The 22831-nt window shown below is 46.8% G+C and carries 15 protein-coding genes, 2 tRNA genes and 3 rRNA genes; 7 read left to right on the top strand and 13 right to left on the bottom strand.

The window, feature by feature from the left end; translation table 11 throughout:
• Positions 1–11: 11 nt before the first annotated feature.
• Positions 12–701: a phosphate regulon transcriptional regulator PhoB gene (gene phoB / locus AB0763_RS03960; protein ID WP_306101536.1), complete on the bottom strand. Its 690-nt coding sequence runs from the start codon at positions 699–701 to the stop codon at positions 12–14.
• 188 nt (positions 702–889) lie between these two features.
• On the opposite strand from phoB, the gene rdgC reads away from it, so the two are divergent.
• The 3 genes from rdgC (at position 890) to AB0763_RS03945 (ending at position 3654) form a co-directional block, all read left to right on the top strand.
• Complete coding sequence (gene rdgC / locus AB0763_RS03955; RefSeq protein ID WP_306101537.1) at positions 890–1801, top strand: recombination-associated protein RdgC; 912 nt, start codon at positions 890–892, stop codon at positions 1799–1801.
• Between the two features lie 205 nt (positions 1802–2006).
• A complete protein-coding gene (gene yegQ, locus AB0763_RS03950) occupies positions 2007–3398 on the top strand; it encodes a tRNA 5-hydroxyuridine modification protein YegQ (RefSeq protein WP_306101538.1) in 1392 nt (463 codons plus the stop codon).
• A gap of 1 nt (position 3399) precedes the next feature.
• The gene (locus AB0763_RS03945) at positions 3400–3654 is read left to right on the top strand and encodes a YfhL family 4Fe-4S dicluster ferredoxin (RefSeq protein WP_306101539.1); all 255 of its coding nucleotides are present in this window, start codon (positions 3400–3402) and stop codon (positions 3652–3654) included.
• A 241-nt stretch (positions 3655–3895) separates the two neighbouring features.
• Here AB0763_RS03945 and nfsA read toward each other — a convergent pair whose 3' ends face one another.
• The 10 genes from nfsA to rluD all read right to left on the bottom strand — a co-directional run bounded on the left by nfsA (position 3896) and on the right by rluD (position 16502).
• Positions 3896–4618, bottom strand: a complete 723-nt coding sequence (nfsA, locus tag AB0763_RS03940; protein WP_306101540.1) for an oxygen-insensitive NADPH nitroreductase — start codon at positions 4616–4618, stop codon at positions 3896–3898.
• Between the two features lie 11 nt (positions 4619–4629).
• Complete coding sequence (locus tag AB0763_RS03935; RefSeq protein ID WP_306101541.1) at positions 4630–4962, bottom strand: DUF1904 domain-containing protein; 333 nt, start codon at positions 4960–4962, stop codon at positions 4630–4632.
• 1333 nt (positions 4963–6295) lie between these two features.
• Positions 6296–6372 (bottom strand) — tRNA-Asp (locus AB0763_RS03930).
• Between the two features lie 82 nt (positions 6373–6454).
• Positions 6455–6570, bottom strand: a 5S ribosomal RNA gene (rrf, locus tag AB0763_RS03925).
• A 114-nt stretch (positions 6571–6684) separates the two neighbouring features.
• Positions 6685–9575: ribosomal RNA gene (locus tag AB0763_RS03920) — 23S ribosomal RNA — on the bottom strand.
• A gap of 323 nt (positions 9576–9898) precedes the next feature.
• A tRNA-Ala gene (locus AB0763_RS03915) sits at positions 9899–9974 on the bottom strand.
• Positions 9975–10030: 56 nt separating this feature from the next.
• Positions 10031–11582: ribosomal RNA gene (locus AB0763_RS03910) — 16S ribosomal RNA — on the bottom strand.
• The 16S, 23S and 5S rRNA genes sit together here with 2 tRNA genes alongside, the layout of an rRNA operon.
• 461 nt (positions 11583–12043) lie before the next feature.
• Positions 12044–14617, bottom strand: coding sequence for an ATP-dependent chaperone ClpB (clpB, locus tag AB0763_RS03905; protein WP_306101240.1), 2574 nt, complete (start codon positions 14615–14617; stop codon positions 12044–12046).
• A gap of 171 nt (positions 14618–14788) precedes the next feature.
• Entirely contained in the window at positions 14789–15523 is a 735-nt protein-coding gene (gene pgeF, locus AB0763_RS03900) for a peptidoglycan editing factor PgeF (protein WP_306101254.1), read from the bottom strand.
• Between the two features lie 4 nt (positions 15524–15527).
• A complete protein-coding gene (gene rluD / locus AB0763_RS03895) occupies positions 15528–16502 on the bottom strand; it encodes a 23S rRNA pseudouridine(1911/1915/1917) synthase RluD (RefSeq protein ID WP_306101239.1) in 975 nt (324 codons plus the stop codon).
• 133 nt (positions 16503–16635) lie between these two features.
• On the opposite strand from rluD, the gene AB0763_RS03890 reads away from it, so the two are divergent.
• From AB0763_RS03890 to yjjX, 4 genes are all read left to right on the top strand, one after another.
• A complete protein-coding gene (locus AB0763_RS03890; RefSeq protein ID WP_306101238.1) occupies positions 16636–17367 on the top strand; it encodes an outer membrane protein assembly factor BamD in 732 nt (243 codons plus the stop codon).
• A 477-nt stretch (positions 17368–17844) separates the two neighbouring features.
• Positions 17845–18165, top strand: coding sequence for a ribosome-associated translation inhibitor RaiA (gene raiA, locus AB0763_RS03885; protein WP_306101237.1), 321 nt, complete (start codon positions 17845–17847; stop codon positions 18163–18165).
• A 262-nt stretch (positions 18166–18427) separates the two neighbouring features.
• A complete protein-coding gene (gene pheA, locus AB0763_RS03880) occupies positions 18428–19609 on the top strand; it encodes a prephenate dehydratase (protein WP_306101236.1) in 1182 nt (393 codons plus the stop codon).
• Positions 19606–20145 (top strand): inosine/xanthosine triphosphatase, encoded by a 540-nt coding sequence (yjjX, locus tag AB0763_RS03875; protein WP_306101235.1) that lies wholly within the window; start codon positions 19606–19608, stop codon positions 20143–20145. The genes pheA and yjjX overlap by 4 nt, the downstream gene beginning before the upstream one ends.
• Positions 20146–20259: 114 nt before the next feature.
• On the opposite strand, the gene trpR is transcribed toward yjjX, so the two are convergent.
• Entirely contained in the window at positions 20260–20553 is a 294-nt protein-coding gene (trpR, locus tag AB0763_RS03870; RefSeq protein ID WP_306101234.1) for a trp operon repressor, read from the bottom strand.
• A gap of 15 nt (positions 20554–20568) precedes the next feature.
• Positions 20569–22515 carry a transglycosylase SLT domain-containing protein gene (locus AB0763_RS03865; protein WP_306101233.1) on the bottom strand — a complete coding sequence of 649 codons (1947 nt, stop codon included), beginning with the start codon at positions 22513–22515 and terminating at the stop codon, positions 20569–20571.
• Positions 22516–22831: the final 316 nt, after the last annotated feature.

Below are 22831 nucleotides of genomic sequence, written 5' to 3'. Positions count from 1 at the left end.
TTCTTCACACCTCAAGCCTTGGTCGAAAAGCGATAACCCGCACCGCGTACTGTTTGGATGAGTTTATCGTGTCCTTCGACTTCCAATGCCTTGCGCAGGCGGCGAATGTGCACATCCACAGTGCGGTCTTCGACATACACGTTGGTGCCCCACACATTGTTGAGCAGCTGCTCTCGGCTATAGACACGCTCTTGATGTGTCATGAAAAAATGCAGCATTTTAAATTCCGTTGGCCCCATGTCTAACGCCGATTCATTCGCCGTCACACGATGAGAAACGGGGTCGAGCTTAAGGCCTTGCACATCTATCACATCTTCCAATGCTGTCGGGGTAACACGGCGGATAACGGCTTTTAAACGGGCAACGAGTTCTTTGGGCGAAAAGGGTTTGGTAATGTAGTCATCGGCACCGACTTCCAAGCCGCGAACTTTGTCTTCTTCTTCACCGCGAGCGGTTAGCATGACAACCGGAATGTTGCGCGTTAGCTCATCGCGTTTTAGGTGCTTGATAAAGTTAATGCCACTGCCACCAGGTAACATCCAATCGAGTAACACAAGATCAGGGAAAGGTTCTGCAAGTTTGTTTACGGCGGTATCGTAATCTTCTGCTTCAATCGCGATATAGCCTTTTTGTTCTAATACAAAACACAGCATTTCGCGAATTGGTGCTTCATCCTCAACAACCAGAATCCTTCTCGACATAACAAATAACCTTTATTATTGATTGACGCAGAGCATTATCAGCAATCATTATGACATTTTTGTGACCTCTGAAAAGAAATTTTCACATAAATTTCTTAATACCATAAGTGAAATACCATGATCTTATCGGTCATGGTGAGAGATAATCTCATCGACCTGGATATTACAAGCTAACTTAGAGAGAAAACATGTGGTTTAAAAACGCTTTAGTCTATCAATTTAACCGTCCGATTGAATTGTCAGTCGACACCTTAGAACAACAATTGACTGAATTTCGCTTCACGCCTTGCGCCAGTCAAGAAAAACAAAAATTTGGCTGGGTCCCTGTCCTTGGGCAAGATAATGCCACCATGACTCATGCATCAAAAGACCGAATTTTAGTCTGCGCCAAGAAAGAAGAAAAAATGTTGCCCGCCTCAGTCATCAAAGACACCTTGACCGAGAAAATTCAACACTTGGAAAGCGCCGAGAACCGACCACTCAAAAAACAAGAAAAAGAAACGCTAAAAGAAGAGATTATCATTGACCTTTTGCCGAGAGCTTTCACTCGTAGTGCCCTGACTTATTTGCTCATTATGCCAAGTGAGGGCTTAGTGATCGTCGATGCTGCTAGCTATAAAAAGGCGGAAGATGTCATCGCATTACTGCGTAAGACCATGGGCAGTTTACCGGTCGTCCCGGCGCTGCCTGAGACGGATATTGCCACGACAATGACGCAATGGGTACAACAAGAAAGCACGCCACAAGGGTTGAACCTACTGGATGAAATTGAGCTAAAATCGGTGGGTGATGATGGTGCTATAGTACGCTGTAAAAAACACGATGTTTGCTGTGACGAAATCAAAAAACACATCGAGACGAATAAGGTCGTCACCAAGCTTTCCTTAAATTGGCACGATCAAATTGATTTCTTACTCAGTGAAGATGGCAGCATCAAACGCCTTGGTTTTAGCGATGATTTGAAAGAAGAAAACGACGACATCCCTCGCGAAGACAAAGCAGCGCGCTTTGATGCAGATTTTGCTTTGTTATGCAGTGAATTAAGCCTCTTCTTGCCGGCGTTATACCAAGCGCTTGGCGGTTTGCCTAACAAATATTAGTCGCTAATTGGTGAAACAAGGCATACCCATTGCGTTGAATTCGCGGCCAGTCACCACGTCGCTATTGAGCCGGGCTGGTATACTGTTTCACCAATTTAATCCCACAAAAAAACTAGGCATATTGTGGGTTTTCACGTAAAATTTGCGCCCTTCATACCATGTGGTGGTATGACTCTGACTTGAAATCAGATCAAAGAGGCAAACAATGTCAAACACTCCTTTCGTCCCAGAATTGCTGTCACCGGCGGGCAGCTTGAAGAATATGCGTTACGCTTTTGCCTACGGTGCTGACGCGGTGTACGCCGGACAACCTCGCTATAGCTTGCGAGTAAGAAATAATGAGTTTAATCACGAAAACCTAAAAATAGGTATCGATGAAGCACACGCACAAGGCAAGCGCTTCTATGTGGTCTGCAATATTCAACCGCACAACTCTAAACTCAAGACCTTCATTCGCGATTTAAAACCGGTTGTTGAAATGGGCCCCGACGCTTTGATCATGTCTGATCCTGGCCTCATCATGATGGTCAGAGAAGCCTTCCCGGATATGGCCATTCACCTGTCAGTACAAGCGAATGCTGTCAACTGGGCGACCGTCAAATTTTGGGCTGCCAATGGTGTAGAACGCGTGATTGTGTCTCGTGAATTATCATTAGAAGAAATCGAAGAAATTCGTCAACACTGCCCTGAAACCGAACTCGAGGTATTTGTGCACGGTGCCTTGTGTATGGCCTATTCTGGGCGCTGTCTGCTCTCTGGCTACATGAACAAGCGCGACCCTAACCAAGGGACTTGCACCAATGCCTGCCGTTGGGAGTACAATGTAGAGCAAGCCAAAGAAGATGACAATGGACAAATTGTCGAAAAATTTGATCCTAAATCAGAACAGTCTATCGACGTGAAAGACGTGACACCGACGCTTGGGGTTGGCCAACCTAGCGATGAAGTGGTTTTGCTTTCCGAAAGTCATAAGCCCGATGAGAAAATGGCCGCTTTTGAAGATGAGCATGGTACCTACATCATGAACTCAAAAGATTTACGCGCGATTCAACACGTAGAACGTTTAACCCAAATGGGTGTGCATTCACTGAAAATTGAAGGACGCACAAAATCCTTTTACTACTGTGCACGCACTGCGCAAGTGTATCGCAAAGCCATTGATGATGCCGTAGCTGGCAAGCCCTTCGATACCAGCTTAATGACCACACTCGAGAGCCTTGCACATCGCGGTTACACCGAAGGTTTCTTGCGCCGACATACTCATGACAGTTACCAAAACTACGATTATGGCTATTCGGTTTCAGACAGTCAGCAGTTCGTCGGTGAGTTTACCGGTCAGCGCCGAGGTGAACTCGCTGAAGTCGCGGTGAAGAATAAATTCATCACCGGCGACAGCCTAGAACTGATGACGCCAAGCGGTAATGTCGTCTTTAACCTTGAACACATGGAAAACCGCAAATCGGAAACCATTGACGATGCCAAAGGCAGTGGCCACTTTGTCTTTATCCCTGTGCCAGAAGATGTCTCTCTTGAGTATGCCCTACTGATGAGAAACTTATCGCCAGGCCACAATACGCGTAACCCAGTGAGTCAGTAATATGGCTTTATTGATCACCGATAAATGCATCAACTGCGATATGTGCGACCCAGAATGTCCCAATGGCGCCATTTCGATGGGGGATGACATTTATCAAATTGATCCCGATCTGTGTACTGAGTGCAAAGGGCATTATGACAAACCAACTTGTCAATCGGTATGCCCGATCAACAACTGTATTATTCTAGACCCGGAGCACCAGGAAACAGAAGAAGCGTTGTTGGAAAAGTTCGTAATTATTCAAGGACTGGCATAAAAAACCGCGGTGCATACACCGCGGCGATATCGTGTCGTTTTGATGAGGCGGTTGGCCAAAGGTAAAGTCAGAAAAGCTTGATCGCAAACTCAAGCTTTTCTTTTATTGAACAAAAGGCTTAAGCCTTAGTCAACAAGCCATTTTTGAATTTTTTATCGACATGGCTGTTGACCAACACCGACCTACTATACCGACCTACTATTTAGTGAGTTAGGCAAGCATCACCAACAAGCACTCGATCTCATCGTTTCGCGAGGTTTTTGCTCGCCAAGTAATCTTTGATATAAGGTCGTGATTCATGGTTCAGTTTTGCACCGATTTGCTCTGACCACTTTTCCTGCTTGGCATTGGCACTACGCTGCTGGTAGTAGTCACTCAACCGTTCATCATACTCACTCACCCAACTCTGACGCTCTGGCTGATAGCGATTTTCATGTAATATGGCTTGTGGCGATAAACGCGGTTTGAGTTCTGGGTCTTGGGCGGGGTGACCTAAACACATCCCAAACAAAATGGCACAGTGCTGCGGTAAATCCAATAATGCGTCTACTTCGGCCGGTGCATTTCTCAACCCACCAATATACACGCCACCGAGCCCCATTGACTCTGCCGCCAACAAACAGTTTTGAGCCATAATACCCGCATCCACCGCGCCAATCAGTGTTAGCTCCGTAAAGTCGAGCTGTGATTGAGGATTAATTTGTTGGTGGCGGTGAAAGTCGATACAAAAAACCAAAAACTCCGCCGCTTGTTCCACATAAGGTTGTGGGCCGGCAAGTTCAGCCAATTTCGCTCGTTTCTCTGGTTCGGTAACGCGAATGATGGACACTGCTTGTAATAAACTCGATGTCGACGCGGCAATACCGCAATCAATAATAGACTGAAGTTGCTCTGACGAGATACCTTGATCGGAAAACTGACGAATAGAACGATGACCGAGAATGGTTTTAATAACACTGTTCATTGTTGCTCCTATTAGTAATGTTGGCCGTTATCATAATAACGAGCAGGAGATAACGCGTGAAAGATAACCGCAATATCTTGGCTATCGGGCCTTAAATGCCGCACTTGCTCGGTAATGATTGTCGCAATTAAATCTTGTTTCTCTTGACCACGATCAAACCACAACACTTCAACAAAGGGATATGCCGAAGTTGTTAAGCCAGAAAAGTAAAAGTCGCTGGCTACTTTTTCAAACGTAAAGTCTTCATTTGGACACGCCATCAAAGGCTGTAATGGCGCCAATAAGGATTGAGATAGCGATTGAACGTGTTGAGAGTCTAAAGCTCGAAAGCGCAAATGAGGCATAAATTTATGTCCTTGTTAAAAAGTGTTTTCAGCATACCACATGAGCTCAATTCGAGAAAATGTGACGCTAAAAAGCAGTGTAGAACAGTGTGAGACAGTAAAAGATAGTGAAACACAGTAAAAGACAGTGGCAAGATCGCTTCGCTTCAAGTCACAAGATCACTTCGTTCCAAGTAAAAAGAAAACCCTAAGACTAAAACAGTAAAAGGCAGTATGAGACAGTATAAAACAGTGACACACAGTGTAGGACAGTTTCAGCACATGACCTGTCTTACACTGTGTTAAGCGAAGCGATCTGTGGTTCACGAAATTGATGGGGTCCTGAGAAAAACGAGTGGGAAGAAATCACCCTGGGGTCGGATTCGCGGGATCGCAGCACTCACCCTCTGCACCTAACTGTTGTGGATCCGACCCCTATGACTCGAAAACACACTTTGACAAAGAACAAAGACTGACCTCAACCATTGCCGTACATGATGACAATCAACACCAACAACACCAACAACACCAACAACACCAACAACACCAAAAGTCATTCTTTGCCTATTGGGTTCATCACTTCTAGGGGTCGGATCCGCATAATACCGAGGACGCTGTCAGTCAGTCTATTTCGCAAATCCGAACCCATTTGAGTTAGGTACAACCAAAATATAAGACAGTGTGAAACAGTGACACACAGTGTAGGACAGTTTCAGCACATGACCTGTCTTACATTGTGTTAAGCGAAGCGAACTGTGTTTCACTGCCCTACACTGTGGTTCAAGAAATTGATGGGTTCCTGAAAAAAACGAGTGGGAAGAAATCACCCTAGGGTCGGATTCGCGGGATCGCAGCACTCACCCTATGCGCCTAACTGTTGTGGATCCGACCCCTATGACTCGAAAACACACTTTGACAAAGAACAAAGACTGACCTCAACCATTGCCGTACATGATGACAATCAACACCAACAACACCAAAAGTCATTCTTTGCCTATTGGGTTCATCACTTCTAGGGGTCGGATCCGCATAATACCGAGGGCGCTGTCAGTCAGTCTATTTCGCAAATCCGACCCCATTTGAGTTAGGTAAAACCAAAATATGAGACAGTATAAAACAGTGAAACACAGTAAAAGACAGTGGCAAGATCGCTTCGCTTCAAGTCACAAGATCACTTCGTTCCAAGTAAAAAGAAAACCCTAAGACTAAAAACCGGTATCATTCATTTTAATCTTTTGGCCTTTCTTGCTACTTGAGCGCAGCGTCCTTGAAGTGAAACGATCTTGCAGCGCAGCGATCTTATTTTAGAAATAAAAAAAGCCTGACTCTTGTGAATCAGGCTTTCTTAAAAAAGTGGCGGAGCGGACGGGACTCGAACCCGCGACCCCCGGCGTGACAGGCCGGTATTCTAACCAACTGAACTACCGCTCCACTACAAATTGTTCACAGTCTAAAGTCTTACTTTACATGCTTTAGCTTGTGTCTTCTTGATACATCAAGAAGGAATGTAAAAGCCTGGCGATGTCCTACTCTCACATGGGGAAGCCCCACACTACCATCGGCGCAATTTTGTTTCACTTCTGAGTTCGGCATGGAATCAGGTGGGTCCAAAATGCTATGGTCGCCAAGCAAAATATGGCGTTATCTTGCCGTCAGGCAAGATAACAAAATCTGGAAAGCTGTTTTGTGCTCTCGACACAATCAAGTTTCTTATCGAGTCCGATAAAACCCTTTAGGTGTTGTATGGTTAAGTCTCACGGGCAATTAGTACAGGTTAGCTCAACACCTCACAACGCTTACACACCCTGCCTATCAACGTTCTAGTCTCGAACAACCCTTTAGGACGCTTAAAGCGCCAGGGAGAACTCATCTCAAGGCTCGCTTCCCGCTTAGATGCTTTCAGCGGTTATCGATTCCGAACTTAGCTACCGGGCAATGCGTCTGGCGACACAACCCGAACACCAGAGGTTCGTCCACTCCGGTCCTCTCGTACTAGGAGCAGCCCCTTTCAATTCTCCAACGCCCACGGCAGATAGGGACCGAACTGTCTCACGACGTTCTAAACCCAGCTCGCGTACCACTTTAAATGGCGAACAGCCATACCCTTGGGACCGACTTCAGCCCCAGGATGTGATGAGCCGACATCGAGGTGCCAAACACCGCCGTCGATATGAACTCTTGGGCGGTATCAGCCTGTTATCCCCGGAGTACCTTTTATCCGTTGAGCGATGGCCCTTCCATTCAGAACCACCGGATCACTATGACCTGCTTTCGCACCTGCTCGAACCGTCATTCTCGCAGTTAAGCGGGCTTATGCCATTGCACTAACCTCACGATGTCCAACCGTGATTAGCCCACCTTCGTGCTCCTCCGTTACACTTTGGGAGGAGACCGCCCCAGTCAAACTACCCACCAGGCACTGTCCTCACCCCAGATAATGGGGCCAAGTTAGAACATCAACACTACAAGGGTGGTATTTCAAGGATGGCTCCACATGAACTGGCGCCCATGCATCAAAGCCTCCCACCTATCCTACACATGTAGGGTCAATGTTCAGTGCCAAGCTGTAGTAAAGGTTCACGGGGTCTTTCCGTCTAGCCGCGGGTACACTGCATCTTCACAGCGATTTCAATTTCACTGAGTCTCGGGTGGAGACAGCGTGGCCATCATTACGCCATTCGTGCAGGTCGGAACTTACCCGACAAGGAATTTCGCTACCTTAGGACCGTTATAGTTACGGCCGCCGTTTACCGGGGCTTCGATCAAGAGCGTCGACCTAAGTCTAACCCCATCAATTAACCTTCCGGCACCGGGCAGGCGTCACACCGTATACGTCATCTTACGATTTTGCACAGTGCTGTGTTTTTAATAAACAGTTGCAGCCACCTGGTATCTGCGACTCCTAATAGCTCCATCCGCAAGGGACTTCACCGTCAAGAGCGTACCTTCTCCCGAAGTTACGGTACCATTTTGCCTAGTTCCTTCACCCGAGTTCTCTCAAGCGCCTTGGTATTCTCTACCCGACCACCTGTGTCGGTTTGGGGTACGATTGCTTATAATCTGAAGCTTAGAGGCTTTTCCTGGAAGCATGGCATCAATGACTTCATCACCGTAGTGACTCGACGTCGTGTCTCGGCCTAATAAGGAACCGGATTTACCTAATTCCTTAGCCTACGCACTTGAACCTGGACAACCATCGCCAGGCCCACCTAGCCTTCTCCGTCCCCCCATCGCAATTATAAGCAGTACGGGAATATTAACCCGTTTCCCATCGACTACGCTTTTCAGCCTCGCCTTAGGGGTCGACTTACCCTGCCCCGATTAACGTTGGACAGGAACCCTTGGTCTTCCGGCGTGGAGGTTTTTCACCCCCATTATCGTTACTCATGTCAGCATTCGCACTTCTGATACCTCCAGCAAGCTTTACAACTCACCTTCAACGGCTTACAGAACGCTCCCCTACCCAATACAGTAAACTGTATTGCCGCAGCTTCGGTTTATAGCTTAGCCCCGTTACATCTTCCGCGCAGGCCGACTCGACTAGTGAGCTATTACGCTTTCTTTAAATGATGGCTGCTTCTAAGCCAACATCCTAGCTGTCTAAGCCTTCCCACATCGTTTCCCACTTAGCTATAATTTGGGACCTTAGCTGGCGGTCTGGGTTGTTTCCCTCTCCACGACGGACGTTAGCACCCGCCGTGTGTCTCCCGGATAGTACTTACTGGTATTCGGAGTTTGCAAAGGGTTGGTAAGTCGGGATGACCCCCTAGCCTTAACAGTGCTCTACCCCCAGTAGTATTCGTCCGAGGCGCTACCTAAATAGCTTTCGGGGAGAACCAGCTATCTCCAGGTTTGATTGGCCTTTCACCCCTAGCCACAAGTCATCCGCTAATTTTTCAACATTAGTCGGTTCGGTCCTCCAATTGATGTTACTCAATCTTCAACCTGCCCATGGCTAGATCACCTGGTTTCGGGTCTATATCCAGAGACTGAGCGCCCAGTTAAGACTCGGTTTCCCTACGGCTCCCCTAAACGGTTAACCTTGCCACTGAATATAAGTCGCTGACCCATTATACAAAAGGTACGCAGTCACAGGACAAAGCCTGCTCCTACTGCTTGTACGTACACGGTTTCAGGTTCTATTTCACTCCCCTCACAGGGGTTCTTTTCGCCTTTCCCTCACGGTACTGGTTCACTATCGGTCAGTCAGGAGTATTTAGCCTTGGAGGATGGTCCCCCCATGTTCAGACAGGATATCACGTGTCCCGCCTTACTCGATTTCACTGAATATGCGCTGTCGGTTACGGGGCTATCACCCTGTATCGCGTGCCTTTCCAGACACTTCACCTGACGCATAAAAAGCTTAAGGGCTAATCCGGTTTCGCTCGCCGCTACTTCCAGAATCTCGGTTGATTTCTTTTCCTCGGGGTACTTAGATGTTTCAGTTCCCCCGGTTCGCCTCATTGTGCTATGAATTCACACAATGATAACTGCTTATGCAGCTGGGTTTCCCCATTCGGAAATCGTAGACTCAAGTGGCTCTTACTGCCTTATCTACGCTTATCGCAAGTTAGTACGTCCTTCATCGCCTCTGACTGCCAAGGCATCCACCGTGTACGCTTAGTCACTTAACCATACAACCCAAAAGAGTCTTTTGAGTTGATGTGCTTTACAAGTAAAGCGGTTAGTCACCAAGGTGTGTTCGTGTTTTTATACATGTCACGAACTCGATATTGCCGGACTCAATTTTGAAAACATATTGCTATGCTTTCCCAAGAACACTTGATTGTGTGTTGGTTATCTCTTAAAGAGATAATTGAGAACTTTTACAAACAATCTCAAAGAGATTGTTTTGTCAGCTTTCCAAATTGTTAAAGAGCATGATTGCCTTTCTACTGAAAGAAGAACCATTTTTAAGAACACTTATTTCTGCTTATCGCAGTAATGTGCTTAAAGATGGTGGAGCTAAGCGGGATCGAACCGCTGACCTCCTGCATGCCATGCAGGCGCTCTCCCAGCTGAGCTATAGCCCCATCATGTTTTTTATCTACCAATCTGTGTGGACACACATCAAAGACAATCTTTCGTATAAGGAGGTGATCCAGCCCCAGGTTCCCCTAGGGCTACCTTGTTACGACTTCACCCCAGTCATGAACCACAAAGTGGTGAGCGTCCCCCCGAAGGTTAAACTACCCACTTCTTTTGCAGCCCACTCCCATGGTGTGACGGGCGGTGTGTACAAGGCCCGGGAACGTATTCACCGTGGCATTCTGATCCACGATTACTAGCGATTCCGACTTCATGGAGTCGAGTTGCAGACTCCAATCCGGACTACGACGCACTTTTTGGGATTCGCTCACTTTCGCAAGTTGGCTGCCCTCTGTATGCGCCATTGTAGCACGTGTGTAGCCCTACTCGTAAGGGCCATGATGACTTGACGTCGTCCCCACCTTCCTCCGGTTTATCACCGGCAGTCTCCCTGGAGTTCCCACCCGAAGTGCTGGCAAACAAGGATAAGGGTTGCGCTCGTTGCGGGACTTAACCCAACATTTCACAACACGAGCTGACGACAGCCATGCAGCACCTGTCTCATAGTTCCCGAAGGCACCAAAGCATCTCTGCTAAGTTCTATGGATGTCAAGAGTAGGTAAGGTTCTTCGCGTTGCATCGAATTAAACCACATGCTCCACCGCTTGTGCGGGCCCCCGTCAATTCATTTGAGTTTTAATCTTGCGACCGTACTCCCCAGGCGGTCTACTTAACGCGTTAGCTCCGAAAGCCACGGCTCAAGGCCACAACCTCCAAGTAGACATCGTTTACAGCGTGGACTACCAGGGTATCTAATCCTGTTTGCTCCCCACGCTTTCGCATCTGAGTGTCAGTATCTGTCCAGGGGGCCGCCTTCGCCACCGGTATTCCTTCAGATCTCTACGCATTTCACCGCTACACCTGAAATTCTACCCCCCTCTACAGTACTCTAGCCTGCCAGTTTCAAATGCTATTCCGAGGTTGAGCCCCGGGCTTTCACACCTGACTTAACAAACCACCTGCATGCGCTTTACGCCCAGTAATTCCGATTAACGCTCGCACCCTCCGTATTACCGCGGCTGCTGGCACGGAGTTAGCCGGTGCTTCTTCTGCAGCTAACGTCAAAGAACTAGGCTATTAACCTAATCCCCTTCCTCACTGCTGAAAGTACTTTACAACCCGAAGGCCTTCTTCATACACGCGGCATGGCTGCATCAGGCTTGCGCCCATTGTGCAATATTCCCCACTGCTGCCTCCCGTAGGAGTCTGGACCGTGTCTCAGTTCCAGTGTGGCTGATCATCCTCTCAGACCAGCTAGGGATCGTCGCCTTGGTGAGCCATTACCTCACCAACTAGCTAATCCCACCTGGGCATATCCTGACGCGAGAGGCCCGAAGGTCCCCCTCTTTACTCCGAAGAGATTATGCGGTATTAGCCATCGTTTCCAATGGTTATCCCCCACATCAGGGCAATTTCCCAGGCATTACTCACCCGTCCGCCGCTCGACGCCGTTATCGTCCCCCGAAGGTTCAGATAACTCGTTTCCGCTCGACTTGCATGTGTTAGGCCTGCCGCCAGCGTTCAATCTGAGCCATGATCAAACTCTTCAATTAAAGTTTTTGTGCTCTTTCGAGCGGCTCAATGAATACTGATTACATTCTTTATTCGTTGCCGAATAAGGACTGTGAATTGACTGTGCCAAGTCTTTCGACTCGTTTGGTCACTCAGTTCATTGAAACCAATGTGATTCCTAAGAATCTATTGATTATAATCAACGAGTGCCCACACAGATTGATAGATTAAATTTTTAAAGAGCAACTTTCTATTGAAAGTGGACGGCTATTTTAGCCATCTAGAAATCCGTGTCAACCACTTTTTTCTATTTTTTGTTTCACTCAAAGCGCTTAACGCTAACTTCTCTGTGACAACGGAAGCGAATTATAGGCATAATATTTTTAAAGGCAAGTGTTTATTTGAAAAAATTTAAAAAAGACAGTTGCTTGCTTAAAAAAAAGCCACTTTGTTCACTTAATCAACAAAGCGGCCAAAAACAAAGCGCTATTAATCTGTCATACTACTGCCGATAAACAATCTCACCCTCTGAGACTCCAATATCAATCACTTTCCCCGGTAACAGTTCTCCGGATAGCATCGCCTTAGCTAATGGGTTTTCTATGTAGTGTTGTATCGCTCGTTTTAACGGTCTAGCACCATAAATCGGATCAAACCCCACCTCAGCAATCAGGCTTAATGCATCCGCATTAACAACCAACTCATAATCTCTATCGTTTAAGCGCTGTTTCAATCGTTCGAGTTGAATCCCAGCGATACGTTCAATGTGTTGTTGACCCAAAGAGTGGAAAACCACGCTTTCATCAACGCGATTGATGAACTCAGGTCGGAAATGCTGACTGACAACCTGCATAACCTGTTTTTTCATGTCTTCATAATCCGCGCTCTCAGATTGATTTTGGATTTTCTCAGAGCCTAAATTGGAGGTCATAATCACAACGGTATTGCGAAAATCCACCGTTCTGCCCTGTCCATCCGTTAACCGCCCATCATCGAGGACTTGCAAAAGGATGTTGAACACGTCTGGGTGCGCTTTTTCTACTTCATCGAGTAAGATAACCGAATAAGGCTTGCGTCGAACAGCTTCAGTGAGGTAACCGCCTTCTTCATAACCGACATAACCAGGAGGAGCCCCCACCAACCTTGCCACTGAGTGTTTTTCCATAAACTCTGACATATCAATCCTGACCATGGCATCTTCACTGTCGAACAAGAAGTGAGCTAAGGTTTTACAAAGCTCGGTTTTGCCGACGCCAGTTGGACCCAAGAATAAAAATGAGCCGATTGGCCGATGGGGATCGGATAGCCCAGCACGACTTCTGCGAATCGCGTTTGAGACCACCTCAACCGCCTCTTTTTGTCCAACGACCCGTTGATGCAGCGCTGTTTCCATTTGCAGCAATTTCGTTTTTTCTGCTTCGAGCATCTTGGATACCGGGATCCCGGTTTGTTTGGACAACACTTCCGCTATTTCTGCGTCAGTCACTCGATTTTTGAGTAACGTCATGTCTTGCATTTCAGCTTGAGAGGCCAAGTCCAACTGTTTTTCCAATTCAGGGATACGCCCGTATTGCAACTCTGACATGCGACTCAGATCCCCAGCACGACGCGCGACATCCATATCCATCCTCGCCTGCTCTAATTCTGCCTTAATGTGTTGTGTCCCTGACAATGCTGCTTTTTCAGTATTCCAAATCTCTTCAAGCTCGGCGTAGTCTCGTTCTTTTTCCGTTAGCTCGCTATTGAGCAATGACAAACGCTTACTACTGGCCTCATCATTTTCATTACTTAGAGCCTGTTGTTCAATTTTCAATTGAATAATGCGCCGCTCTAGCTTGTCGAGCGATTCCGGCTTTGAGTCGATTTGCAAACGAATGCTCGAGGCCGCTTCGTCGATAAGATCGATCGCCTTATCAGGCAATTGCCTATCGGACACATAACGATGTGACAAACTCGCCGCCGCCACGATCGCAGGATCAGTGATTTCGACGTGATGGTGTAATTCGTACCGCTCTTTGAGTCCGCGTAAAATCGCCACGGTATCTTCAACACTCGGCTCGTCCACCAGCACTTTTTGAAAGCGACGTTCCAGGGCAGGATCTTTTTCTATGTATTGTCTGTATTCATCCAGTGTGGTCGCGCCAACACAGTGAAGCTCACCGCGCGACAAAGCCGGCTTGAGCATGTTGCCAGCATCCATTGCGCCGTCACCTTTGCCTGCACCCACCATAGTGTGCAATTCATCGATAAACAAGATAACGTTGCCTTCTTGTTTCGACAATTCGTTTAGTACCGACTTTAATCGCTCTTCGAATTCACCGCGGTATTTGGCACCAGCGACTAATGCTCCCATATCCAATGATAAGACTCGGCGACCTCGCAACCCCTCTGGAACCTCATTGTTGATAATCCGCTGAGCTAAGCCTTCAACGATTGCCGTTTTACCCACCCCTGGCTCACCAATCAAAACGGGGTTGTTTTTTGTTCTTCTTTGTAAAACCTGAATGGTACGACGTATTTCATCGTCGCGACCGATCACTGGGTCGAGTTTACCTTGCTCTGCACGCTCGGTAAGATCAACGGTAAACTTGTCCAATGCTTGCATAAGCTCTTCGGCATTTTGGTCTTTAACCCGTTGACCGCCCCGTACTTTTTCAATCGCCTCAGTAATATTGCTCTCGGTAAGACCCACACTTTGTAACAACTTACCCAAAGAACCTTTATCTTGAATGGCGGCTAATAAAAAGATCTCCGATGAGATATAGGCATCTTTGCGTTTTTGAGCCACTTTGTCACACAAATTGAACAAGGTCGCCATACCACTTGACAGCTGAACGTCTCCCCCCGTCCCCGTCACTTTGGGCAATTTATCCAGCAATTCATTTAATTTAGAGCGAAACTGCGCCGCATCGACAGAAAGTAGAGTCAATAAAGGTCGAATTGCACTGCCGTCTTGATCAAGCAGCGCAACCATAAGATGCACAGGTTCAATGTACAAATGATCGCGGCCAAGTGCGAGTGACTGGGCATCGGAAATGGCAACTTGGAATTTATTTGTAAATCGGTCTAAACGCATGGTCATCCCCCTTAGCGATTTATTCTGTTTTATATGTGGCGACCGGACAGATCATTTTCAAGTTGACGACCTATAAAAAACGCCAACCTAATCGGCTGGCGTTGAAAAGCTTGAACTCATTAACAAATGTACTGTGAAATATCGATCGTTTACCAAGTATCGAGTCAAGGATCACGGTTCAATCCAGATGGCCGTAGCCATTCGACCGGTTTGGCCATCGCGCCGATAAGAATAAAAAGATTGTGGTTGTTGATAGGTACATTGGTTGCTGTAAGCAATCTGACTGACGCCTTGTGATAACAAACGTTGTGTGGCTAAAAGGGGGAGATCTGCCCACCATTTTCCAGGTGAAGAGTCACGGCGAACAAAGGCTTGCTGAGCCTGCTCGTCATGGGCAACAAACGTCGCTTTCACCTCATCACCCACTTCAAAGGCATTAGCACTGATACAAGGCCCAAGCCAGGCACAAACCGTTTGTGACTCAAAATGGCTTAACGTCTTCTCTATAATGCCATCGGCAAGGCCGCGCCAACCGGCATGAACCGCAGCGACCTGTCGCCCCTTCGAATCACAAAGCAAAATAGGTAAACAATCGGCGGTCATGACACAGCATACGATGCCCGCCTCACGAGTCACACAAGCATCGGCTTGTTGACCAGGCGCAGTATTCTGCCCCGCCACTAAGACTTGAGTCGAATGCGTTTGCGTCAACCACACCGGGCTACTTGGCATCCCGCTCGCCTGCTGAAATCGCAAGCGGTTGTGTTCGACATTAATCTCATCATCACCAACGTGATCGCCAAGATTTAGTCCGTAAAAAGGGCCTGTTGATTGACCGTCTAAGCGAGTCGAGCTAACCGCTTTTACCGAGGGTGGAGCAGACCAAGTAGGAATCAACAGTGCCATCATTTTATTCCTCTTCCAAACCGTGTAATTGAGTGTCCTCGCGCAGCGCCAAGGTCATGTCCACCATATCTTGGGGTATCTCAGCGTGAAACTCCATCAGCTCACCGTCGATGGGATGCTCAAAACGCAACATCGCAGCATGCAAAGCTTGACGATCGAACTGACGAATTTTGTCGGTCAACTCTTGTGTCGCGCCTTTGGGAATACGAGCTCGACCGCCATAGGCCACATCGCCAAGTAAAGGATGCTGAAGGTAAGCCATGTGAACGCGGATCTGGTGAGTACGGCCGGTTTCTAATCTCAGGCGAATACGCGTGTGTTCGCGAAAGTGCTCGGCAACACGATAATGCGTACCGGCGGGTTTTCCTGTTGGCGTGACCGCCATTAAGGTGCGCTTGGTCGAATGGCGCCCAATCGGCTTTTCAATAAAACCTCCCGCGGTCATTCGGCCAATCGCAATGGCTTCATATTCACGGGTAATATTGCGCTTTTGCAACGCTCGTACTAAACGGGTTTGCGCCGGTACGGTTTTCGCCACCACCATTAACCCCGTAGTGTCTTTGTCTAAGCGGTGGACAATCCCCGCACGAGGCACTTCCGCAATATCGGGGTAGTGATGCAATAAGGCATTGAGCACGGTACCATCGGGCGTTCCAGCACCGGGATGGACGACGAAACCTCTCGGTTTATTGATAACCAGTAAATCGTCATCTTCGTAGACGATGTCTAGGGGAATGTCCTGAGCCTCCCAGCGCTGTTCATCTTCAAGCTCAGCTTGCACCGTGATCACTTCCCCTCCCATCACTTTGATACGAGGCTTGGTAATGACGTCACCATCGACGACAACTTTGCCAGCCAGTAGCCACTCTTTTAAGCGCGAGCGGGAAAAATCACTAAAGAGCTCGGCGATCGCTTGGTCTAAGCGTTGACCAAGTTGGCTATCTTTTACGGTTTGAGTTAATTCTATCTGTTGGGCCATATCGAACTTTTTAAAAAACTGTGAGACTAACGCTCACAACTATGAAAAAATAATGAATAACGTTATTGTATCTGTTACTGAGATGAAAGTAACGCCCGGAAACTAATTAGCACTTAAGGAACTCTCTTCTAACATGAAATACCAAACTTTATCTGGCCTTTTGGCACTGCTGCTATTGGCAGGATGTTCGAGCAGTAAAAAAGTGATCCCAGATGTGCCGCCTTCGGTATTGTACAACGAAGCACAAACGGCGCTGCAAAGTGGTCAATGGACAACGGCGACAGAGAAGTTAGAAGCACTAGATTCTCGCTACCCTTTCGGCGCCTATTCAGACCAGGTTCAACTTGACCTTATTTACGCCTACTACAAAAGCGATGACTACGCGTTGAGTTTAGCCACCATCAGTCGTTTTAAACGCTTGAACCCGACCTACAAAAACATGGATTGGTTGATTTATATGAGTGGTCTTAATCACACCATCCAAGACAGTAATTTTATGCAGGACTTCTTTGATCTCGATCGAAGCGACCGCGATCCGGTTCCTGTCCGAGCGGCATTTCGCGACTTTAAAGAACTCTTGCAACGCTACCCAGACAGCATTTACGCCGCCGATGCCCAGCAGCGTTTGTTTGCATTAAAAAATCGTTTAGCCAAATACGACTTAGCCGTCGCGGATTTTTATCTGAGAAGAAAAGCGTGGATCGCTGCAATTAAACGCGCTCAAGAGTTACAAAAGACCTTCCCCGATACGCAAGCGGCTAAGCAGTCACTGACGATTCAGTTAAAAGCCTACCAAGCCCTTAATTTGCCTGAGCCGATTGAACGCACTCAAGCGTTAATCAAACTCAACAACGCCGAAAGTTAAGCTCGTTCATAGTATAACCACGTAAACAGGCCCTGATGACCCTCATCGGGGCTTTTTATTGGTCCGTCGCCATCCCCATCCACAACGCATTGCCCTATCATTGACCAAACAAGACATATTCAAAAAGAAGCAAGCATGGCATTAGCGGTGACCGTGGTGACGAATCCCTATGTCGAAAGCGATTGAAACGCGGTAAAAAGAGAGGAAATCACAGAGAAAAAAATCAATTCGTTTTTATTCAAACGAGATAATTCGCCAAATCTTGTTCAAGACTTAGGTAAATCTATCATTAATTTACCTGTAATAATTTTGTAAGCAAGACTTTTCACTCATTTTCCCTTTGAACTCTTGGGACAGATCACATTGATGTTTAACCGTGTTATTGACCGAAATTTTCGTGATCTATATCACTTTTTTTGTTTCAAAAAAACGTAATCTGAACTCAAGCCAACAAGAAACTCTCAAAGGAGAATGTCTATGAATATGAATATCACAGGTAAAAACCTTGAAGTAACCTCAGCCATTCGCGACCACATCGAGAGCAAATTAGGCAAGTTAGAAAAATGGCAGCAAGACATTATTCAAACCCAAGCGACCTTCAGTGAAGAGCCCAATAAAAAAATGAAATTTGAAGCGGTTGTTACTGTACCAAAAGGCAAACTCGTCGCTTCTGCTGTCCATGAGGATCTCTATGCCGCGACCAATGAGGCGGTGCAAAAACTAGAACGACAACTGAATAAATTCAGTCATAAACCCAGTGCCAAACGCGCCGCACACCCCAGTGACATTGTTCACTAATAGGTAGGGCTATCGCCCACACTCCAGCCTTATCGATATAGTGTCCACACGCTTTTCGATGTAATTTGGCCTCGAATCGAATAATAGCGCCCTCGGCGCTATTTTTTCTTGACGCTCAGATAGAGCTTGCTTATTGTTGAATCAAAGGCCTAGACAATAAAGCCAATAATTTCCATTGGCGTAAGTCAATCTCTCAATACCTTGATAGGTTGGCACTAAACCTCCCTTTTTTACGGAGGTTTTTTTATACAGGAAAGTACCCATGAGCGATCCCTCACTATCACTTGACGATATTCGTCTGCAACTCAATGAACTCGACGACAATCTCTTAAAACTGTTATCTAAACGACGCGAGTTAAGTCTCGAAGTCGCCAAGAGCAAGGTGAAAACCTCCAAGCCGGTTCGAGATGCCCTGCGTGAACAGCAATTGCTCGTCAAGTTAATTCACAATGGCAAAGACAACTACCAATTAGATGCCCCCTACATCACGAAAGTCTTTCACACCATCATCGAAGATTCGGTGTTATTACAGCAAGCCTACTTACAGAACCTAACCAATCCAGAACTGAGCCGAAAGCCGGTTTCTCGAGTGGCTTTTTTAGGCTCACAAGGCTCCTATTCACACTTGGCGAGTCGTGAGTATTTCAGTCGTAAAGCCATCGAGTTAGCTGAAATCAGCTGCCAAGAGTTTAAAGATGTCACCAAAACTGTTGAGTCTGGCCATGCTGATTACGGTGTGTTGCCAATTGAAAATACCAGTTCTGGGTCAATTAACGAAGTGTATGATTTACTTCAACGCACCACATTGTACATTGTCGGTGAGTTGAGCTTGCCAATCGAACATTGCTTACTCGCGACCAAAGAATTGCCGCTCGAACAAATCAAAACCCTCTATTCTCACCCTCAGCCACACCAGCAATGCAGTGAGTTTTTAAATCGCTTAAAAGACATCGAGCTCAAAAGCTGTACCAGTACAGCCGATGCGATGAAAATGGTGCGTGAGCTCGACCGAGAAGACGTCGCCGCAATTGGCAATGCCTCCAGTGGTAAACTCTACGGCTTACAGCCAATCAAAGGCAACATCGCCAATCAAACCGAAAATCACACTCGCTTTATTGTCGTGGCGCGCAAACCGGTAGACGTCTCGCTGCAAATCCCAGCCAAGACCACCTTTATTATGTCAACCGCACATCAAGCGGGCTCTTTGGTTGAAGTGTTATTGGTATTGCAGCGGTTTGGTATCAATATGACTAAACTCGAATCGAGACCGATCATGGGCAATCCTTGGGAAGAAATGTTTTACCTCGATATCGAAGCCAATCTCGCTTCCGACACCATGAAGCAAGTGATCGAAGAATTGACCAAGTTGACGCGTCACCTCAAAGTGCTGGGTTGCTACCCCAGTGACAACATCAAACCAACTGCGATTAGTGAAACACAATGAAAAAAGCGATATGCAAGGTGATCGTCGCCTCGTTAAATCCAGCCAAAATAAACGCAGTGGAGCAGGCCTTTTGCCAGGCCTTTCCAGAAAAAAACTTTGAATTCAAAGGGATTTCTGTTAACAGTGACGTTTCAGATCAACCCATGAGTGACCAAGAGACCTTGCTCGGTGCGCGCAACCGAGTTCGCAACGCAAAAGCCGCTGTCAGCGACGCCGATTTTTACGTCGGCTTAGAAGCGGGTATAGAAGGCAAAGAAACGTATGCTTGGATGGTGATTGAATCGGATAAGCAGCGCGGTGAGTCGCGCTCATCGAGCTTACCTTTACCTCCCAAAGTCCTGGCGTTACTCGCACAAGGTATCGAGTTAGGTGATGTGATGGATCAGCTGTTTTCAGTGCACAATATCAAACAAAAAGGCGGCGCGATTGGCCTTTTAACCAACAATATACTGACCCGAAGCTCGGTCTATCAACAGGCCCTACTGCTCGCCCTGATCCCGTTTATCAACCCGCAATGGTACCCAGATCAGCTTTAATCTCTAGGATTGAACATGAAGAGAAGTGACTGTTTTCAGGCTTTTTAAAAGAAATGAACACAAAAAATGGGCCGTCAATCGGCCCATTTTTATACCAACCCAACTTTGCAGTGACTACTCACTCAACAGTGCTCGCAATTGATTTTTTTGCTCATCAGTACACGATTTTAACTCATTCGAGCCTCTGGTGATGGTGGCAATACCGACACCAAGCATCTGACTAATTTGCCTTTGCGACAAATCGCCTTTTAACAACTCATTAAAGATATTGACTCGAGAAATAAGCGTCTGACGTTCATCAGCACTCATCAACATAGTGAGAATATCGATATCCTCATATTGATTGATGTTCTTTTTTACTAGTTCTAAGACGTCTTGCCACTGGGTAAAGTCAGGGTGTGAGGACATAACATTTCCTAAATATCAATATCGTGCTTTTTGCTCTTGCGCAGTCAAAAAAGGACCGGGTTGATTGAGCCTATCACGGTAATACAATTCAAACATTAAAATATTTTGCACATAACCGCGGGTTTCTCGAAAGGGAATCGATTCAATAAAGCGATAGGCATCGACCTTACCATCGGTTCGTTTCACCCAGCGAGTCACCCGTGATGGGCCGGCATTATAAGCAGCTAAAGAAAAAATGCGATTGTTATCGTACTGATCCATGAGCTCTTTAAAATAATGGCTACCAATTTCGATGTTTTTTTGCACCTCAAATAACTGATCGCTATTTTGATAGTCTAACTCAAATGCCTCAGCAGTATGACGCGCCGTCGCTGGCATGATTTGCATTAAACCACGTGCCCCAACCGGAGAGCGCGCGGTGACATCTAAAGCACTTTCTTGCCTTGCTAACGCCATTAAGGTAATCGGATTTAACTGATTGCGCTTGCTGTAGAAATCAAACCACCATTGATGAGCAACCGGAAATCTTAACTGCATGTTGTCCCAAAGTTTTGCTTGAATACTGGCAAATACACTCAGGTGATGCCAATGTTGCTCGCCGGCGTAGCCCGCTAACATCGCTTTTTCATCCGCATTGGCACGAGACAACAACCAATACCATTCACCTTTGGCCGCATTGATTTTATCGACATCAATCAGCTCTTCAATCCGGGTCAGCACCGTGTGGTATTTCTCGATCAGTTGCGGCTGATAAGTCAAGGTGGATCCACTGATCTTTGGGGTCACATTCAGTGCATCGGCAGCGGCCACACTGTAGAAATTGCGTCGACCTAGGACAGAAGACAGAGTTTGCTTGCCTTTGTCTGTCTCACCCAATGCCATTTGTGTGCGACCGAGCCAATAACGCCACTTGGTCGTTTGCTGCGCCTCATCAGACAACTTATCTATCCAATCGCGCATTGCTGACCAACTCTCTTTTGTCGCAGCAACGCGAAAGCGCCGTTCGACTAACGCATCATCACCACTGGCGGCTATGGTGTTATCTCGCCACTGATTCAGCTCACCATCGTCATCGAGCAATCGACCGGCAATATAATTGGCCAATTTTTTCCGTGATTTGAGATTGATAAGCTTCGCCTTTTCAAGCCAAGTCAATTGCTGGTAAGCCTTGTCATCATCAATGCGAGCATAGCGATACAGGTGACTTATCAAAATGCGTTCACCTTGAGCATGTGACGCAATCGCTTTGGCCAATGTCGTGAGTCGCTCTGGGTGTCGATAGAGTTCAATCACTTGGCTCGACCAGGCTTGCTCTTTTTGACTCGTCAAGCGTTTGGCGAGGTATGTCATGAGCGACAAATTGCGACTTTCAAACGTCAACACCAATCGCTCGAGCACGTCTTGTTCTGAGCGCTGCCCTGCACTATGCCAAGCGCTAAACAAGCCATCACAATAACCACTGACACTTTGACCGCTATGCCAAAGCTTTTTCGCACCGGCAAACGCCTCAGATTGCTGCCCCTGCTTCCACTTAGCGGTGTAATAAATACATTGATATTGTTGCCCGCGAGGTGGGGTATCGTAGAGTTGGGTAATGGAAGCCCAGTCTTGCTGCTGATACTTAACGTTCAAATAACGAGCTTTGATGTTGGCAGAAAAAGGCAAAGCGCGATACCGGTTAACAAAATCTTGTACGTCTTGAGCGGATTTATTTTTCAGATCACTGATAAAAAAACGATAGTCAAGGTAAGGCGTTAATGGGTAATCATCGAGTGAAGTACGCAACTGTTCATAAGCTCGATACGACGACTGATCAAGCAAAGTTTGCGCTTGTTGATACAGACGACGTTGTCGCTCTAATTCATCACTACTTTGGGCGCTGACTACCAAAGGCACCGCCGACAATACCGCACTCATGCCCAGAGTTAAGGACCAATACCTGCCAGAAAAGTTTGAGTTCATGCGTCTCCAATCCTTTGAACTTTGGATAATAAAATCCCTTAGCCTAATGACTTTTTCTTTGTCAATGTCACGGTTTTGACATGAGGGTGGCAAACAATGTCAACGCCACCACTAATACGCAATAACACTCACAAGCCTGTCTTAAGTTACCATTAAATAATCACTTTACCAATCGACAAACACGTTTACTGACATTTTGTCACAGACTTTTCGCTCGCCCTTTCTCACGACGCCCCGCCCCCCATTCAGAGTAGAAATTTGTCAAAAAATCACTGGGCAGCACCTTGTCAACGGTAACAAATGCCCTTTATTTGGT

The sequence above is a fragment of the Vibrio sp. HB236076 genome, assembly GCF_040957575.1.
In the GTDB taxonomy this organism is placed as follows: Bacteria; Pseudomonadota; Gammaproteobacteria; order Enterobacterales; family Vibrionaceae; genus Vibrio.
The sequence above is the reverse complement of the archived record's forward strand: the minus strand, read 5'-3'. Positions and strand labels throughout refer to the sequence as shown.

Excerpts from the sequence above, each read along its gene's own strand:
- rdgC (WP_306101537.1), top strand. The coding sequence starts at position 890 with ATGTGGTTTAAAAACGCTTTAGTCTATCAATTTAACCGTCCGATTGAA.
- rluD (WP_306101239.1), bottom strand. The coding sequence starts at position 16,502 with ATGGCCCAACAGATAGAATTAACTCAAACCGTAAAAGATAGCCAACTT.
- pheA (WP_306101236.1), top strand. The coding sequence starts at position 18,428 with ATGAGCGATCCCTCACTATCACTTGACGATATTCGTCTGCAACTCAAT.
- AB0763_RS03890 (WP_306101238.1), top strand. The coding sequence starts at position 16,636 with ATGAAATACCAAACTTTATCTGGCCTTTTGGCACTGCTGCTATTGGCA.
- nfsA (WP_306101540.1), bottom strand. The coding sequence starts at position 4,618 with ATGAACAGTGTTATTAAAACCATTCTCGGTCATCGTTCTATTCGTCAG.
- AB0763_RS03945 (WP_306101539.1), top strand. The coding sequence starts at position 3,400 with ATGGCTTTATTGATCACCGATAAATGCATCAACTGCGATATGTGCGAC.
- phoB (WP_306101536.1), bottom strand. The coding sequence starts at position 701 with ATGTCGAGAAGGATTCTGGTTGTTGAGGATGAAGCACCAATTCGCGAA.
- AB0763_RS03935 (WP_306101541.1), bottom strand. The coding sequence starts at position 4,962 with ATGCCTCATTTGCGCTTTCGAGCTTTAGACTCTCAACACGTTCAATCG.
- raiA (WP_306101237.1), top strand. The coding sequence starts at position 17,845 with ATGAATATGAATATCACAGGTAAAAACCTTGAAGTAACCTCAGCCATT.
- yegQ (WP_306101538.1), top strand. The coding sequence starts at position 2,007 with ATGTCAAACACTCCTTTCGTCCCAGAATTGCTGTCACCGGCGGGCAGC.
- yjjX (WP_306101235.1), top strand. The coding sequence starts at position 19,606 with ATGAAAAAAGCGATATGCAAGGTGATCGTCGCCTCGTTAAATCCAGCC.
- trpR (WP_306101234.1), bottom strand. The coding sequence starts at position 20,553 with ATGTCCTCACACCCTGACTTTACCCAGTGGCAAGACGTCTTAGAACTA.
- AB0763_RS03865 (WP_306101233.1), bottom strand. The coding sequence starts at position 22,515 with ATGAACTCAAACTTTTCTGGCAGGTATTGGTCCTTAACTCTGGGCATG.
- clpB (WP_306101240.1), bottom strand. The coding sequence starts at position 14,617 with ATGCGTTTAGACCGATTTACAAATAAATTCCAAGTTGCCATTTCCGAT.
- pgeF (WP_306101254.1), bottom strand. The coding sequence starts at position 15,523 with ATGGCACTGTTGATTCCTACTTGGTCTGCTCCACCCTCGGTAAAAGCG.